A 16,011-nucleotide genomic window follows, 5' to 3' on the forward strand; every position below is an offset into this window, starting at 1 on the left:
CGGGAGGTTCGGGTGGCGAGGCCAAGGATCAAGGACGTGGCCGCGCGTGCCGGCGTCTCGGAGAAGACCGTCTCCAACGTGATCAACGACTACGCGCACGTCTCCGACCGCACCCGGCGGGTGGTGCGCGAGGCCATAGAGGAGCTCGGCTACCGGGTCAACCTCGCCGGCCGGCATCTGCGCCGCGGCCACACCGGGATCATCGCCCTGGTCGTGCCCGAGCTGGACATACCGTACTTCGCGGAGCTGGCCAACCGGATCATCGCCGAGGCCGAGCGGACCGGGCTCACGGTGCTGGTGCACCGCACCCGGGCCGACCGGGAGCACGAGCTGGCCGCGCTCGACGGCTTCGGCTCCGACTTCGCCGACGGCGTGATCCTCAGCCCGCTCGCCCTCACCGCCGAGGACCTGGCGGGCCTGAGCGGGCGGCGGGGCTCGTTGCCGACGGTGCTGCTGGGCGAGCGCGTCGAGCCCGGTTACGCGGACCACGTGGCCATCGACAACGTCCGGGCCGCGCGCGAGGCCACCGAGCACCTGCTCGGGCTCGGCCGGCGCCGGGTGCTGGTGGTCGGCGGCCGGGACCGGCCGGGGCCCGGCACCGCCGAGGCCCGCACCCTCGGCTACCGCGAGGCGCTCGCCGCGGCGGGCATCGCCGACGCCGAGGCGGTGCTGCCCGTGCTGGAGTTCCGCATCCCGGACGGCGCGGCCGCCGTCGGCGCGCTGCTGGACGCGGCGGACCGCGACGGCACCGCGCCCCCCGACGCGCTGCTCTGCCTCAACGACCAACTCGCGCTCGGCGCCCTCCGCACCCTGCACGAGCGGGGCCTGCGGGTGCCGGAGGACGTCGCGGTGATGGGCTTCGACGACGTGGAGGGCGGCCGGTTCAGCGTGCCGACACTGACCACCGTGTCCCCGGACAAGCAGGCGCTCGCCGCCGTCGCCGTGGAGCTGCTGACCGCCCGCATCGCCGAGTCCGGCGCCCCCGCGACGCCGCCGCAGGAGCGGGTGGTCCCGCACCGCCTGGTGATCCGGGAGAGCACCGCGCGCTGACGGGAACGTGCGCGTGGTGTCCCGTTCCGCGGGACACCACGCGCACGAGGACGACTGCCCACCCGCCGGACCTCGGCCGGTGCGGTGTCACCAACGTGTCACGTTCGCCGGGGCGTTGACGCAGGTCGCACGGGTGTGCTGGAGAATGTGGCGGCTGACGGGCGGCCGTGTCGACGGGGTGGAGCGGAACGTGACGGAGTTCGAGGCGCTGGCGGCGGGCGATCCGCGGCAGGTGGGCCGGTACCGCGTCCTGGCCCGGCTGGGCGCGGGCGGCATGGGCCTGGTCTTCCTGGCGCGCTCCCCCGGCGGGCGGCCCGTCGCGGTGAAGGTGGTGCGCGCCGAACTGGCCGACGACCCGCGGTTCCGGCAACGCTTCGCGCGCGAGATCGCCGCGGCCCGCCGGGTCAACAGCTTCTTCACCGCCGGGGTGGTGGACGCCGATCCGGAGGGCTCGCCGCCGTGGCTGGCCACCGCGTACGTCGCCGGGGTCTCGCTGGTCGAGGCCGTCACGGCGCACGGGCCCTGGGCCGAGCGCTCCGTGCGTGCGCTGGGCGCCGGCCTGGTCGAGGCGCTGGAGGCGATCCACGGCGTGGGCATGGTGCACCGGGACCTGAAGCCGTCCAACGTGCTCCTCGCGCCCGACGGCCCGCGGGTCATCGACTTCGGGATCTCGCTCGCCGTCGAGGACACCGGCCTGACGCAGACCGGCTCCGTGGTCGGAACGCCCGGCTTCATGTCGCCCGAGCAGCTGACCGGGGCGCCCGTGGGTCCGCCCAGCGACGTCTTCGCGCTGGGCGCGGTGCTCGCCTACGCGGCCACCGGGTCGGGCCCCTTCGGCACCGGCTCGGCGCACGGAATCAACTTCCGCGCGGTGTACGAGCCGCCGGAGCTGGGCGGCGTCGCGCCCGGGCTGCGCGAGCTGCTCTGGCGGTGCCTGGAGAAGGACCCGGGGCGGCGCCCCGCGGTGGCCGAGTTGCTGGACCGGCTGGCCGAAGCGGATGACGCGACGGGCGACGCGGAGGCCGGCCCGCCGGCCGCCACGGCGCTGGGCACGGCCGACTGGCTCCCCGCCCCCGTCGCCGACACGGTCGGCCAGGCCAACAACGCCGTCCTGCCGTCGACTCCGCCACCGCCCGCGGCCACCCCCACAGCGCCCACGACGCCGCCGGCCACCACCCCCACGCCGCCCACGGCCCCACCGCTCTCCACAACGGCGCCCACCGCGACGGCGGCGTCCACGACACCGCCCCCGCCCGCCGGTGCGCCGAGCGGCTATCTCCCGCCCGGGTTCACGCCGGCGGGCCCGCCGGTCCCGCCGAACACCAAGCCGCGGGTGTCACGGCGCGCCCTGCTGACCGGCGCGGGCGCCACGGCCGCCGTCGCGACCGTCGGCGGGCTGGTCTGGCAGCTCACCCGACCCGACGGCTCCGAGGACGGGGACCCCACCGGGGACGGCGGCACCGGGGGGAACGGCTGGGCGGCCGACGGCGAGGGCGAGGAGGGCGTCGTGTCCCGTACCGTGCGGATCGCCGTCCACGCGCCCCTCACGGGCTCCGCCTCCGCCATGGGCTCCGACGCGCTCGAGGCCGCCCGGCTCGCGGTGGACGACGCCCGGGAGTCGGGCGACCACCCGGGCCTGCGCGTCGAGATCCTCGAACTGGACGACCAGGGCATGGCCGAGCTCGCCGGGGAGACGGCCGATACCGCGATCGCGGACCCGCTCGTCCTCGCCGTGGTGGGCCCCGTGCTCTCCGCAGCGGTGCAGTCGGCGGCCCCTCAGTACGGCGAGGCCGGACTCGCCATCGTGACGCCCACCGCGACGAACATGTCCCTCACCCAGCAGGGCTATCCGACCTTCCTGCGCGCCACGCCGAACGACGAGCAGGTGGGCACGGACATCGGCCAGTTCCTGGCGCTCCAGGAGGTCACCAGCGTGATGCTGGTCGACGACCTCACGGAGTACGGGGTGACGCTCGCCGACGCGGCGGCCAGCGTCCTGACGAGCGTGGGGGTGCAGGTGATGGAGGAGTCCCTGGCGGACACCCCGGACTTCAACGCCCTGGCGCAGACGGTCATCTCCTCCGGCGCCGAGGCCCTGGCGTTCTGCGGCTCCTACCCCGAGGCGGGCCCGTTGGCCGCCGCGCTGTCGGACGAGAGCTGGGCCGGCATCCGGGTCAGCGGGGACGGCATCATGAACCAGGAGTTCCTCGACCTGGCGGGTCCCGGACGCGACGGCTGGTACGCGGTGTGCCCGTGCTCCGACCCCTCGCAGAGCTCCGACGGCCGCGACTTCGCCGACCGCTACGAGACGAGGACCGGCCGGCCGCCGGGTCCCCACGCCCCCAGGGCGTACGACGTCACCATGATGATCATCGAGACGGTGGCGGAACTGGGCGAGGAGGCCGACCGGACGACGGTGTACGAGGAGCTCGCCGGCGCCCGCTACGACGGACTGACGGGCGAGATCCGCTTCGACGCCAACGGCGAGTACCGCGGCTCGGGCACCGAGCTCTTCCACGTCAACAACGCCACCTTCGAACCCCTCGGCCCCACCGAGGACTACCGCGACTGACCCGGTGGCCGGGACACAGGCGTTGTTCCGGATCGCGATCCGGGAGGTTTGTACGACGGCTGCCCGGTGACAGGGACACCTCGTCCTGTCGCGCGGCGGGTGGGGACGTGGCGTCCGCACGTCGGCGCGGGGTGGGACGCCGCGTCCTAGGCGTCCAGGCGCAGGCGGTTCGCCAGTTCGGTGACCGGTGAGTTGCGTCGGCGCTCGCGCCCGCGGAGTTCGGCGACGACGCGGCGGGAGGTGGCGTGGTAGCGCATCCATTCCGGCGCCGCCGTCTCGGCGACCAGAAGTGCGCGTGTGGCGCCCTCGTCGTCCTCCAGATCGATGTGGGCGATGGCGCGGTCCACGTGGAAACGGGCGCACCAGGTCGGAGGGAGGCTCCGGGGCTCGGGCACGGCGCGCGCCGCGCGAAGCGCCTCGCCGCTCCGCTCCATCTCCACGAGGAAGTTGACCCTGGCCACCCCCACGTTGGTTGGCCCGAACGGCGTCGCGTACACGAGGTCGTCCCTGCCGATGCGGGCCGCCGCCGCCGAGGCCATGTTCAGCGCCTCGACCACCGCGTCCTCCTTCTCCTGGCGCACGGCGGCGGTGGCGGCGCGGAGCAGCAGGATTCCCCACAGCGCGAGGTCGAGCGGCTGGGAGCGGAAACCGGGCTCGATGCGCTCGGCGTGCGCCAGCGCGACGCGTTCGGCGTCGGCGAGCCGCCCCTGTTTGGTGAAGATCCACGACAGCGTGGAGATGCCGACGGTCTCCAGACGAGGGTCGTCGGAGCGGCGCGCGGCGTCCAACGAGCGCTCGAGGGCGGTGAATCCGGCGTCCTCCCTGCCCAGGGCGGTGAGCGTGGTTGCGGCCACCTGGTACGCCTCGGCCAGCACCGCCCAGGCACCGGCCCGTTCGTCGCCCGTGAACGCGTGGGCCGCCGCCCTGGCGTCACGGATGAGCTGCGGCAGCAACGCGCCGATCGCGGCCATCCGTCCCTCCCGGCGGATCTCCTCGGTGGATCGGAGCGAGGCGCGCAACTGCCCCAGGGGCGGCGGCTCCTCGGAGTCCGGCTCCTCGCCCAGCACGGCGGAGGCGGGCGAAACGGCCTGCCGCAGGGCGAGGACGGACGCGGTGTCCTCGTTGTCCTTCGGCTCGAAGGTGGTCGGCTGGCCGACCAGCACGGACGGCTCGACGTCCAGCGCGCGGGCGAGCGCGTTGAGCGTGGCCAGGCGCGCGGTCTGCCTCCGTCCCTGTTCCAGCTTGCGCACGATGTCGACCGAAAGGCCGGCCCGCTCGGCGAGTTGTTCTTGGGTGAGCCGCTGCCGGCGTCGCTGTCGGGCGATCCGGTCGCCGATGCTCTCGTGACAGTTCATCAGCACCTCACGGGGCACGAACGGCGAGATGGGTGCTCGCTGTGCGGTCGAGCGTACCCGGGCTGGGCTCGCCGTGACCGACCCACACCTGACGCGTTCTGACCAACTGTGGCGGACGAAACGCGTCGGGGCCGCACGTGCTGGCCGACGCGGACCTTCGGGGAAGCCCGCCTTGAACGCTGACCCGGCCCTGACAGGACTTCGTGCGCGGCAGGTCCCATGTCGTGGGACGTGGTGCGCACGAAGTCCCCGGGGGGCCCCGGGCCGCCGCGCTCGTTCCGGCGCGGCAGGCTAGCGGGCTCCGCGGCGTAGGGCCTCGGCGATGAACTGCGCCTTGGCCTCGGTGTAGGCCTCGCGGTCGTCGCCGTACTCGTGCGCCAGCCGGCGTTTCAGGTCCGCGTACCGGGCCGCCAGGTGGGCGTCCCGGCGCAGCATGTCCCGGAAGGCGATCTGCTCCCTCCACCGTTCGTGGTCGCAGGGGAGCAGGTGGAGGTGCGCCTTCCGGCGCTGGCCCGACGGGTCCGGTTTGACGAAGAAGCGGCGCCACGGCCGGCCGTCGAGCTCCGGCGGCACGTGGCACCAGCCGTCCTCGACGAGCCGCCGGAGCGCCCGCTCGACGACCGCCTCCGGATCGTGCACCGACGCCATGAGGTCGAGGATCGGCTTGGCGACGAGGCCGGGCACCGCCGTGGATCCGACGTGTTCGACGCCGTCGACCAGCCACGGCGCCAGCAGGTCCAGGAGCCGGGCGCGCTCGGCCTCCGCATCGGCCGCCCACCGCGGGTCGGGCGCGTGCACCTCGGCCCTCTCGTACGCCCACGGGGGGTTGCCGTTGCTCATCTCGTCACGCTAACGCGGCCTCGGCCCTCGTGGCGGGAGCGCTTCGAGCCCGACGCCTGCCGCCGCCGGGCACCACGAGGGGCTGGTGGGGGAATGTCACACCGAACGCCTAGGGTCAGGGCATGGATCATGAGCCGATGCGGCGAGTTGCCGAGTTCCGTGAGGTGTTCGACGGTGCGGCCGAGACGGCAGCCGAGCGCCACGCACTGCCGGACCACCGCCGGACGTTGCTGGTCGAGGAGGCCCGCGAGGCTGCCGACGCCCTCACCGACCTCGCGAAGGCGCTGCGGACCGGCGACGATCCGCTCCCCGCGTACCGGGCGGTGGCCAAGGAGCTGGCCGACGTCCTCTACGTCACCTACGGCGCCGCGGACGCGCTGGGGATCGACCTGCCGGCCGTCTTCGTCGAGGTCCACCGGTCCAACATGAGCAAGCGGGACGCGGACGGCCGAGTCCTCCGCCGAGCCGACGGCAAGGTGCTCAAGGGCCTCGGCTACCAACCCCCGATCCTCGACGACCTGGTCGCATGGCCGTCGGCCGGTTCCTGAGCGCTTCCCGCGACGGCTGAGCGCACGAACCGCGCGGCGGAGAGCCGGACTCCGCGGACGCCGACGACCAGCCAGGGAGGTGCCTCGTGCACAACCACGAACCGCCGGACTACTTCTGCCCGTTCTGCCACCTCACCCCGGACCGGGAACCCGACGTGGTCTACCGCGACGAGCGCGTCTTCGCGATGGTCTGCCCGCGCTGGTGGCCGCGGAACCCGGGCCATCTGCTGATGATCCCGGTCGCCCATCACGAGAACCTCTACGATCTCCCCGCCGCCGAGGGCCACGCCGTCTTCGACGCGACCCGAACACTCGCCCGCGCCATGCGCGCCGCCTACGACTGCGCGGGGGTCTCCACCCGCCAGCACAACGAGCCCGCCGGCAACCAGGACGTGTGGCACTTCCATCAGCACCTCTTCCCCCGCTACCCCGGCGACGACCTCTACGGCACGCCCCCGCAGCCCGACTGGCTCCCCGCCGACCGCCGCCGCGCCTACGCGGAGCGGCTACGCGCCGCACTCGTCCCCTGACCTGCGGGGCGACCCGGCGGGTGGGGTGGGGCCAGCACCAGTACCGGTTGAGGGGATGGCTCCATGGCCGCGCCCCCCAACCGTGAACGAGGCTGACTGCGGTCGAACCGTTCGAGGGAGATGCAGTGGGGAACAGCAGGCGCGTGGGCCGTCGCGCGATGATCGGCATGGCGATGGGCGCGGTGGGCGCGGTGGGTGTGGGGGCGTTCGCGGGGCACGCCGCCACGAGGCGGGGTTCGGCGGACAACGGAGTCGACAGGTCTGACGCCGTGCAGCGGGAGCTCGACCTGTTGACCGGCGTCGACGGCATCCCCGGGGTCCTGGCGTACATCCGCGACAGTGACCGCCCGGCGACCACGTTGACGTCGGGAACCGCGGAGTTGGGCACGGGCCGGCCGATGGTCGGGGGCGACGCGCGGTTCCGGATCGGCAGCGTCACCAAGACGTTCACCGCCGTGGCCGTCCTCCAGCTGGTGGACCACGGTGCGGTCCGGCTGGACGAGCCGATCGAGACCTATCTGCCCGGCGTGGTGCGCGGCACGGGCGACGGCGCGGAGATCGACGGCCGCCACATATCGGTGCGGCAACTGCTGCAACACACCAGCGGCGTGCCGGACTACATGGACCACATCAACCCGCCCGAGTGGGACCGTCCGGTCGACGCGGAGGAGTTGGTCCGGCTTGCCCTGGCCATCGAACCGGACTTCGACCCGGGGAGGGGTTGGAAGTACTGCAGCACCGGCTACCTGATCGCCGGCATGCTGGTGGAGCGGCTGACCGACCAGGACATCGGCACGGCGGTGACCGAACGCGTCATCGAGCCCGCGCGGCTGCCCGACACCTACTGGCCGCCCACGGGAGAGCGCGAGATCCGCGGCCGCCACGCCCAGGTGTATCTGGGCGATCCGGCGGATCCGCAGGCTCCGCTCCGGGACGTCACCGAGTTCGAGCCCTCGCTCTCGGGCGCCGCCGGCGCCATGGTCTCCACCCCGGCGGACCTGGACGCGTTCTGGCGGCGGCTGTTCGCGGGCCGGCTGCTGTCCCGGCGGGCGCTGGCCGAGATGCGGACTGTTATGGAGTCGGGGCCGGGCGAGGGCTACGGCCTTGGTCTCCAACGGTTCCGGCTGACCGGCGGCGGTTGCTTCTGGGGCCACCTCGGTGACACCCTCGGCTCGTCCATCCGCAGCGGTCTCGACGCCTCGGGCCGCCACGTCACCGCCTACATCACCGCGCGGACCGGCTCCGACCAGGCCAAGGCCCGTCTGGTGAACGCCGTCGACGCGGCGTTCACCACCTCGCGGCGCTGAGCGGGCCGGGCCGGGGCGCTCCCGGGTCAGGGGGCGGTGCGCGGGGGTGCGGTGCTGTCGCGGATGACGAGTTCGGTAGCGAGTTCCACGCGGTTCTGGGCGAGCGGCTGGCCCTGGGCCATGGTGACCACCATCGTCGCGGCGGTGGCGGCCATCTCGGTGAGCGGCTGGCGGACCGTGGTCAGCGGGGGGACGGTCCAGCGGGCCGCGGGCAGGTCGTCGAAGCCCACCACGCTCAGGTCCTCGGGGATGCGCAGCCCGGCCTCGGCGGCCGCCCGGTACACGCCGAGCGCCTGGGCGTCGTTGCAGACGAAGACCGCGGTCGGCGGGTCCGGCAGGCGGAGCAGCTCCCGCGCGCGGGCGTGGCCCTCCTCGGCGCGGAAGTCGCCGACGCGGACCAGGTCCGGGTCCACCGGCACCCCCGCGGTGTCCATCGCGGTCCGGTAGCCGTCCACCCGGGCCCGGGAGGCCAGGGCGCGTTCGGGTCCGGTGATCACGGCGATGCGCCGGTGCCCGAGCTGGAGCAGGTGCCGGGTGGCCGAGAGGCCGCCGTTCCAGTTGCTGGCGCCCACCGAGGGGGACGCGTGGGCCGGCTCCCCGCCGGGGTCGACGAGGACGAACGGTATGCCGCGGCTGCGGAGTTGACCGCTCTGCGTGTCGGTGAGGCCGGAGAAGACCTCGATCACGCCGGTCGGGCGGCGGTAGAGGACGTCCTCGACCCACCCGTAGCTGGGCGTGTGGCGGCCCTGGAGCTCGGACAGCACCACGGCCAGGCGGTGTTCGCGCGCCACCAGCTGGACGCCGTTGATGATCTCGATGGCGTACGCGTCGCGCACCTGGCGGAAGACCAGCTCCAGCACGGCGGCGGGGCGGGCCGCCCGCTTCTGCCGCCGGTACCCGTGCCGGCGGATGATCTCCTCCACGAGGGCGCGGGTTCCGGCGGCGACGTCCGAACGCCCGTTGACCACCTTGGAGACGGTCGCGACGGAGACCCCGGCGTGCTCGGCGATCTGCGCGGTGGTCAGCGGTTCGGCGCCGGTGCCCGTGCCAGCGCCGGTGCCGGTCGGGGTGCTGGCGCCGTCGGCGGAATCGCTCCGCTCTGCTGGGGACATGAGGGGCAGTGTAGGGGACGGCACTTCGAACGTTTCGATGTGCGGTCCAGCTCAGCGACCCCTGGGCCGAGGGGGACTTGACGGTCTCGGGGCGGATTCCTAGAGTCTCCGGGCCGCTGGGTGCCTCGATCTCAACGAAACTTTCGAGCACGCGGCGCGCCGGGCCCCACCTCGCCTCCCGGCACGCGGCGATCAGCACGTCAGCGGCCGGTCGAGCCTCCTCCGGGCCCCGGGCCCGGAGGAACCCCCACCCTCGGCCGTATCCCCCACGACAACTGGAGACGTCATGACCACGAGAGCCGCGACGAAGCGCTGGTCATTGCTCATGGTGCCGGCGGTCGCCCTGTGCGGCGGCCTGCTGGCCATCAACGCCCCCGCGGGCAACGCCGAGGACACGGTGCCCGAGCAGGCGGGACCAGGCCCGGTCCCGACCTGGGCGGACACGGCCGACGGCTTCGCCTCCACGGACGGCGGCACCACCGGCGGCGCCGGCGGCGAGACCATCACCGTCACCAGCTTCGACGAGTTGGAGGAGTACGCGGGCGCCGACGGGGCCCACGTCATCCAGGTCGGCGGCACCATCGAGTACCCGGAGATGGGGCACGAGGTCGATGTCACGTCGAACAAGACCATCATCGGCGTCGGCACCGCGGGCGAGATCGTCGGCGGCGGGTTCTTCCTCGGCGAGGACACCAGCAACGTCATCATCCGCAACCTCACCATCCGCGACACGCGCATGGCGGACGACGACCCGGACGACGACGCCTACGACTACGACGCCATCCAGATGGACAACGCCGACCACGTCTGGATCGACCACAACCGTCTCGAGCGGATGAACGACGGCCTGATCGACAGCCGCGAGGACACCACCAACCTCACCGTGTCCTGGAACATCATCAACGAGAACCACAAGACGTTCGGCATCGGCTGGACCGAGAACGTCACCTCGCAGATGACGATCCACCACAACTGGTTCAGCAACACCGACTCCCGCAACCCGAGCATCGACAACGTGGCCAACGCCCACCTGTACAACAACTACATGCAGGACCTCGGAAGCGGGAACTGGTCACGAGGCGCGTCGAACACCGTCATCGAGAACAGCTACTTCGAGGGCGTCAACGACCCCCTCATCAAGGACGACGCGGCCCAACTCGTCGACAGCGGCAACATCTTCGTCGACTGCGAGGGCGACCAGAACTCGGGCGGCGACGCGTTCGACCCGAGCTCGTTCTACGACTACACCCTCGACTCCGCCGAGGACGTCCCGTCCATCGTCCAGGACGGCGCCGGCCCGCAGGCGGACATCGGCGTCTGATCCCGGGGGTCCTCCCCCTGGTTCCGGCCCGGTCTCATGGGAACGTGCCCGGCACGGCGGTTCGACCGTCGCGCCGGGCACGCCCGGTTGCGGGGAACGCGGCATGGCGCGGTCCGACCCCTCCCCTCGCGCATCCGCCGCCGATACGTTTGGTCTAGACCGCCGGGGCCGAACGCCCGTTCCGGCGGCGCCCGCACCCGTCCCCCCACACTCCGGAGACGCCCCGTGACCCGATCCCCCGCGTCCTGGCCGACCCGCGCCGTGCTGTTCTGCGTCTGCGCGCTGCTGGCCGCGCTGCTCGGCCCGCCCGCCGCGACCGCCACCCCCGCGGCCGCCCCCGGCGCCGACCCCACCCTCAGCGCCGACGCCGTCGAACCGACCGCCACCGGCACCCCGTTGCGGAACGACACCGGCCTCTACCCGCGGGCCATCCGACTGGCGCACAACGGCGAAGCCAACGGCCGGATCCTGGCCAGCGTGGTCACGTTCGACGGGAACAACGGCCTCGGCGCCATCCACGAGAGCACCGACGACGGCGCCACCTTCCAGCAGGTCGGCGCGGTCGCCGACCCGGAGTCGGCCGCCGGCCAGGGCCTGTGCTGCGCCACCCTCTACGAACTGCCGCGGCAGGTCGGCGACCTGCCGGCCGGCACGCTGCTGTGGGCGTCCTCCGCGGGCCAGGACGAGGCGGACCGCCGCATGGCGCTGCGCGTCTGGGTCAGCCACGACGTGGGCCGCACCTGGTCGTACCTGTCCGCGTGCGCGACGGCCACCGGCACCGGCGGGCTGTGGGAGCCGGAGTTCTCCATCGCCGCCGACGGCGCCCTGGTGTGCCACTACGCGGACGAGACCGACCCGGGCCACAGCCAGAAGCTGTCCGCCGCCCGCAGCTACGACGGCATCACCTGGACCGACCACCACGACACCGTCGCCAGCGGCTGGTCCGAGGACCGCCCGGGCATGCCCATGGTGCGGCAACTGCCCAACGGCACCTACTTCATGAGCTACGAGATCTGCAACCCCGGCGGCCAGTACCAGTGCGTGGTGCACTACCGGACCTCGGCCGACGGCTGGAACTGGGGCGACCCGGCCCACCTCGGGTACCGACCGGAGACGGCGGACGGCCGGTACTTCCGCGCCACGCCGACCATCGCCTGGGCGCCCTCGCCGGACGGCAACCCGGACGGCCGGATCCTGCTGATCGGGCAGATGCTGCTCAACGCGGACGGCTCCACGGCGGCGGGCAACGGCAACACCATCCTCGTCAACGAGGCGAACGGCGCCGGCCCCTGGCGCGACATCCCGTCCCCCGTCGCGGTCCCCGGCGCGACCGTCAACTTCTGCCCCAACTACTCCTCTCCCCTGCTGCCCTCCACCGACGGCACCCGGGTGCTGGAGATCGCCACCGACTGGGACGGCGACGTCTGCAAGCCCTACTACGCGACGGGTCTCATCTGACCCCGCCCGCCCATCTATAAGTCTTGACTTAAATAAGCACAGACTGAAAGAGTGAGCGCCGTGCACGCCTTCGACGTCCTCGGTGATCCCGTGCGCCGCCGCATCCTGGAACTGCTCGTCGACGGCGAGCAGACCTCGGGTGCGATCAGCGCGGTCATCCAGGAGGAGTTCGGGATATCCCAGCCCGCGGCATCGCAACACCTGCGGGTGCTCCGCGAGAACGGGTTCGCCACCGTCCGACCCGAAGGCACACGGCGCCTCTACGCCGTCGACCCCACCCCGCTGCGGGAGGTCGACGCGTGGCTGGCGCACTTCCGCGCGTTCTGGTCCCAGCCGTTGGACGCGCTGGCCACCGAGCTTGCCCGCGGCAAGCGCGAACGAAGGAAAGGCTCACAAGGCTCATGAGCGACATCGTCGACCAGATCAACGCCGTCCACCGGGAGCTCGGCGAGAAGCGCATCCCGGCGGGCGAGGCCACCGTCGTCGTGCTGCGCCGCAGTTACGACGCGTCCGTGGCGGACGTCTGGGACGCCTGCACCGACCCCGAGCGGCTGCGCCGCTGGTTCCTGCCCGTCAGCGGCGACCTCACGCTCGGCGGCGAGTACCAGCTGGAGGGCAACGCCCGCGGCGAGATCCTGGTCTGCGAGGCGCCCCGGCTGCTCCGGGTGACCTGGATCTTCGGCGAGAACGTCACCGAGAAGGACATCAGCGAGGTCGAGGTGCGGCTGTCCGCCGAGCCGGACGGCGGGACGCTGCTGGTGCTGGAGCACGCGGCGGTCGTCGACCCGGGCTTCTGGGGGCAGTTCGGACCGGGCGCGGTGGGCGTCGGCTGGGACGGATCACTGCTCAGCCTGGCCGCGCACCTGCGCGGCGAGACGTTCGACGAGCAGACCTGGCAACACTCGCCGGAGGCCAAGGAGTTCATGACCCGGAGCGCCGAGGCATGGGGCGCCGCCCACGCCGCCTTCGGCGCCTCCCCCGACGAGGTCGCCACCACGGTCGCGGCCACCACGAAGTTCTACGTCCCCGAGTAAGCGCGCCCGACCATCCCCGCCCGCGCGAGGGTCAGGGCTCGCGCGGGCGTGGGGGTGGGCGTCGTAGCGTTGGGGGTCGACCGGGTGCCGCACACATCGCAGAGGGAGCCGCGAGATCATGGATCCGACGCGTCGTTCGGCCGCCGCGCAGGTGGACGCGCTGCGGCGGGGCGAGGTCTCCAGCCGGGAGTTGACCGCGGCCCACCTGCGGCGGATCGACGACCACCCCGAGTACAACGCCGTCGTCACCCTCGACGCGGAACGGGCGCTGGCCGCGGCGGCGGACGCCGACGAACTGCGGGCCGCAGGACGGCCGGGTGGGCCGCTGCTCGGGCTGCCCGTCACCGTCAAGGACTCGTTGGAGACCGAGGGCCTGCGCACCGCCTGCGGGTCGCCGGAGCTGGCCGGGCACGTGCCGGACCGGGACGCCGACGCCGTGGCGCGGCTGCGCGCCGCCGGGGCGGTCGTCCTCGGCAAGACCAACTGCCCCGCGCTGTGCCAGGACATCCAGACGGGCAACGCGCTGTTCGGCACCACGCCCAACCCGCACGACCCGGGGCGCACGGCCGGCGGCAGTTCCGGCGGGTCGGCCGCCGCGGTGGCCGCCCACCTGAGCCCGTTGGACCTCGGCAGCGATCTGGCGGGGTCGCTGCGGCTGCCAGGCCACTACTGCGGGGTCCTCGCCCTGCGCCCCAGCCGGGGCCTCGTGCCGACCCGGGGCCATGTCCCGCGCCCGCCCGGATGGCTGTCCTCCTCGGACATGATCACGCTCGGCCCGGTGGCGCGCGACGCCGCCGACCTCGACCTCGCGCTGGGCGTCCTGGCCGGCCCCGCGCCCGGCGACGCGGCCGCCTGGCGCCTCGCGCTGCCGGCCCCGCGCCGCGAGCGGATCGCGGAGTACCGCGTCGGCGTCTGGGCCGACGACCCGTACTGCCGGGTGGACGCGGAGACCCGCGCGCTGCTGGAGCGGGTGGCCGAGGCCCTGGCCGGCGCCGGTGCCGGGATCGACCGCACCACCCGGCCCGTGGACCTGGCGGACTCCGACCGCCTCTTCCAGTCCCTGCTGTTCGCCGGCTCGTCGGCGACCGCCGCGCCCGAGGAGTTCGCCGCCGAGGTCGAGGCCGCGGCGGCGCTGGACCCCGACGACGGCTCGGCCCTCGCGGGCTTCCGGCGCGCCCGCACCATGCGCCACCGCGACTGGCTGCTCGCCGACGAGGAACGCCGCCGGCTGCGCGACCGGTGGGCGGCCTACTTCGACGGGGTGGACGGGGTCGACGTGCTGGTCACGCCCGCCGCCCCCACGGCCGCCGTGCCCGACCAGACGGACCTGCCCGTCCCGCGGCGGCACCTCACCGTCGACGGCCGGCGGCGGAGGTACTGGGAGCAGACGACCTGGCTCAACCTCGCCGGCCTGGCCGGCCTCCCGGCGGCCGCCGTCCCGGTGGGCACCACGTCCGACGGGCTCCCGCTCGGCGTCCAGCTCGTCGGCCCCCGTCTGGCCGACCGCACCGTCACCCACGTCGCCGGTCTGCTGACCGCCCTGCTGGCGCCCACCCACCCGTGACGCCCGGCGGGCGGCGGGTGGTGGCGGACGGCGGGTGCACGCGCCCGTCCGCCGGTCGGCGTTGACCGCCAGGTCGTCTCAGCGGTGTGCGGTCGACGCCGACCCGAACACGGAGGCGGACGGCGGCTGAGCCTCGGCCGCCGTCCGGGAGATCACGTCACGTCACGAACCGTACTGGCGGAGCATGGTGACGTGCGCGGTCCCTCCCGTGCCGTCGGCGGTGGAGCTGCCGAGGTCGACGGTCTTCGTCTCGCCCGGTTCGCAGACCGCGTCCCAGCGTTGTTCGCCCCCCGGCACGACGGCGATGGCGTAGGTGCACTTCCCGTCGTCGCTCATGTTGGCGATCTCCGCGGTGACGGACACGCCGCCCGAGCAGGTGACGTGGAACTGCACGTGGTCGGGTCCCTCGTCGAACCGCGGGTCGGTGGGGCACTGGGCGTTGCCGACCGGGATGAACTCCCACTCGTAGTCGCAGACCGCGAGCCACAGGCCGACGCCCTCACAGTTCGCCGGCATCGGTCCCCACATCCACCCCGGATCGGGGTCGCCGCAGCCCGCGATGTCGCAGCCGGGGATCAGCTGCATCTCCACGTGCGCCGTCATCCGCATCTCGCGCGGCCACGTCACCCCGACCGTGTCGGAGCTCTCGACGTAGTCCTCCGTGTCCCAACCGCCGGTGACCTTCGGGGCCTCGTCGATCACCTCGCCGCTGGCCGCGTCGTAGAGCGTGGCCTGGACGTCCGAGTCGATGGTCGGGCCACCCATGGCGGGCAGGTCGCATTCCAGCGCGATGCCGTACGTCGCGTCCAGCGTGTAGTCGTCGCTGGCCTCCCGCGGCCAGTCGAGCAGCCAGTTGAGCAGGCATCCCTGCCAGGCCGGCTCGTTCGGCGCCGCCTGGTTCTGTGTCAGGTCGTGGCCCGCGGCGCCGTCTCCGTCGCCGCCGCCCTCCCCCTCGACGGGGACGAGCGAGAACTCGAACCTCTCCGGGTCCCGCTCCGGCACCTCCAGTTCAGCCTGCTCGGAGCCGCCCGCCCCTCCGCCCTCCTCCACCACGTCGTCCTCGCACGCGGTGAGGACACCGCAGGTGAGGAGCACACACGCCGCTGCCGCGACGAGCCGAAGACGTTCGCGCATGCGTATGCGAGTGACCGTAAGCACAGTCATGACCCTTGTCCTTCCCCCGATGGACCCGTCATGGGCTTGTCAGAAGAGGACGCAGGTGCAACCGCGCGCGGTTCCCTCGGGAGGCGGAGCCGGCGCCCTGCCGACGCCGTGAGGGCGACGCCGGCAGGGTCTGGGGGCGAGTGTGGGAGCCGTCGT

14 protein-coding genes are annotated in these 16,011 nt (G+C 73.5%); 10 read left to right on the forward strand and 4 right to left on the reverse strand.

Annotated elements, in window-relative coordinates; genetic code table 11:
- The first annotated feature begins 12 nt into the window (after positions 1 to 12).
- Together ABGB06_RS17315 and ABGB06_RS17320 are read left to right on the forward strand one after the other, a co-directional pair.
- A complete protein-coding gene (locus ABGB06_RS17315) occupies positions 13 to 1,050 on the forward strand; it encodes a LacI family DNA-binding transcriptional regulator (protein ID WP_347590196.1) in 1,038 nt (345 codons plus the stop codon).
- 190 nt (positions 1,051 to 1,240) lie between these two features.
- The gene (locus tag ABGB06_RS17320; protein WP_347590198.1) at positions 1,241 to 3,622 is read left to right on the forward strand and encodes a bifunctional serine/threonine-protein kinase/ABC transporter substrate-binding protein; all 2,382 of its coding nucleotides are present in this window, start codon (positions 1,241 to 1,243) and stop codon (positions 3,620 to 3,622) included.
- 146 nt (positions 3,623 to 3,768) lie between these two features.
- Here the strand turns inward: ABGB06_RS17320 and ABGB06_RS17325 are convergent, their stop codons facing one another.
- Together ABGB06_RS17325 and ABGB06_RS17330 are read right to left on the reverse strand one after the other, a co-directional pair.
- Positions 3,769 to 4,977 (reverse strand): helix-turn-helix transcriptional regulator, encoded by a 1,209-nt coding sequence (locus ABGB06_RS17325; RefSeq protein ID WP_347590200.1) that lies wholly within the window; start codon positions 4,975 to 4,977, stop codon positions 3,769 to 3,771.
- A gap of 291 nt (positions 4,978 to 5,268) precedes the next feature.
- Complete coding sequence (locus tag ABGB06_RS17330; protein WP_347590202.1) at positions 5,269 to 5,817, reverse strand: GrpB family protein; 549 nt, start codon at positions 5,815 to 5,817, stop codon at positions 5,269 to 5,271.
- A gap of 122 nt (positions 5,818 to 5,939) precedes the next feature.
- On the opposite strand from ABGB06_RS17330, the gene ABGB06_RS17335 reads away from it, so the two are divergent.
- From ABGB06_RS17335 to ABGB06_RS17345, 3 genes are all read left to right on the forward strand, one after another.
- Positions 5,940 to 6,365: a hypothetical protein gene (locus ABGB06_RS17335; RefSeq protein WP_347590204.1), complete on the forward strand. Its 426-nt coding sequence runs from the start codon at positions 5,940 to 5,942 to the stop codon at positions 6,363 to 6,365.
- Between the two features lie 86 nt (positions 6,366 to 6,451).
- On the forward strand, positions 6,452 to 6,895 hold the full coding sequence (locus ABGB06_RS17340) for an HIT family protein (RefSeq protein ID WP_347590206.1): 444 nt from the start codon (positions 6,452 to 6,454) through the stop codon (positions 6,893 to 6,895).
- Between the two features lie 125 nt (positions 6,896 to 7,020).
- Positions 7,021 to 8,202, forward strand: coding sequence for a serine hydrolase domain-containing protein (locus tag ABGB06_RS17345; protein WP_347590208.1), 1,182 nt, complete (start codon positions 7,021 to 7,023; stop codon positions 8,200 to 8,202).
- A 26-nt stretch (positions 8,203 to 8,228) separates the two neighbouring features.
- On the opposite strand, the gene ABGB06_RS17350 is transcribed toward ABGB06_RS17345, so the two are convergent.
- Positions 8,229 to 9,314, reverse strand: a complete 1,086-nt coding sequence (locus tag ABGB06_RS17350; protein WP_347590210.1) for a LacI family DNA-binding transcriptional regulator — start codon at positions 9,312 to 9,314, stop codon at positions 8,229 to 8,231.
- 286 nt (positions 9,315 to 9,600) lie between these two features.
- Between ABGB06_RS17350 and ABGB06_RS17355 the strand changes: the two genes are divergently transcribed.
- From ABGB06_RS17355 to ABGB06_RS17375, 5 genes are all read left to right on the forward strand, one after another.
- On the forward strand, positions 9,601 to 10,635 hold the full coding sequence (locus tag ABGB06_RS17355; protein WP_347590212.1) for a pectin esterase: 1,035 nt from the start codon (positions 9,601 to 9,603) through the stop codon (positions 10,633 to 10,635).
- Positions 10,636 to 10,860: 225 nt separating this feature from the next.
- Positions 10,861 to 12,093 carry a sialidase family protein gene (locus tag ABGB06_RS17360; RefSeq protein WP_347590213.1) on the forward strand — a complete coding sequence of 411 codons (1,233 nt, stop codon included), beginning with the start codon at positions 10,861 to 10,863 and terminating at the stop codon, positions 12,091 to 12,093.
- A gap of 51 nt (positions 12,094 to 12,144) precedes the next feature.
- The gene (locus ABGB06_RS17365) at positions 12,145 to 12,498 is read left to right on the forward strand and encodes a metalloregulator ArsR/SmtB family transcription factor (protein ID WP_347590215.1); all 354 of its coding nucleotides are present in this window, start codon (positions 12,145 to 12,147) and stop codon (positions 12,496 to 12,498) included.
- Positions 12,495 to 13,127, forward strand: coding sequence for an SRPBCC family protein (locus ABGB06_RS17370; RefSeq protein WP_347590217.1), 633 nt, complete (start codon positions 12,495 to 12,497; stop codon positions 13,125 to 13,127). Before ABGB06_RS17365 ends, ABGB06_RS17370 begins: the two co-directional genes overlap by 4 nt.
- A 118-nt stretch (positions 13,128 to 13,245) precedes the next feature.
- Complete coding sequence (locus tag ABGB06_RS17375; protein ID WP_347590219.1) at positions 13,246 to 14,691, forward strand: amidase; 1,446 nt, start codon at positions 13,246 to 13,248, stop codon at positions 14,689 to 14,691.
- A 162-nt stretch (positions 14,692 to 14,853) separates the two neighbouring features.
- Here ABGB06_RS17375 and ABGB06_RS17380 read toward each other — a convergent pair whose 3' ends face one another.
- Complete coding sequence (locus tag ABGB06_RS17380) at positions 14,854 to 15,825, reverse strand: hypothetical protein (RefSeq protein WP_347590221.1); 972 nt, start codon at positions 15,823 to 15,825, stop codon at positions 14,854 to 14,856.
- Positions 15,826 to 16,011 lie beyond the last annotated feature (186 nt).

The sequence above is a fragment of the Streptomyces sp. B6B3 genome (genome assembly GCF_039871525.1).
Classification (GTDB): Bacteria; Actinomycetota; Actinomycetes; order Streptomycetales; family Streptomycetaceae; genus Streptomyces.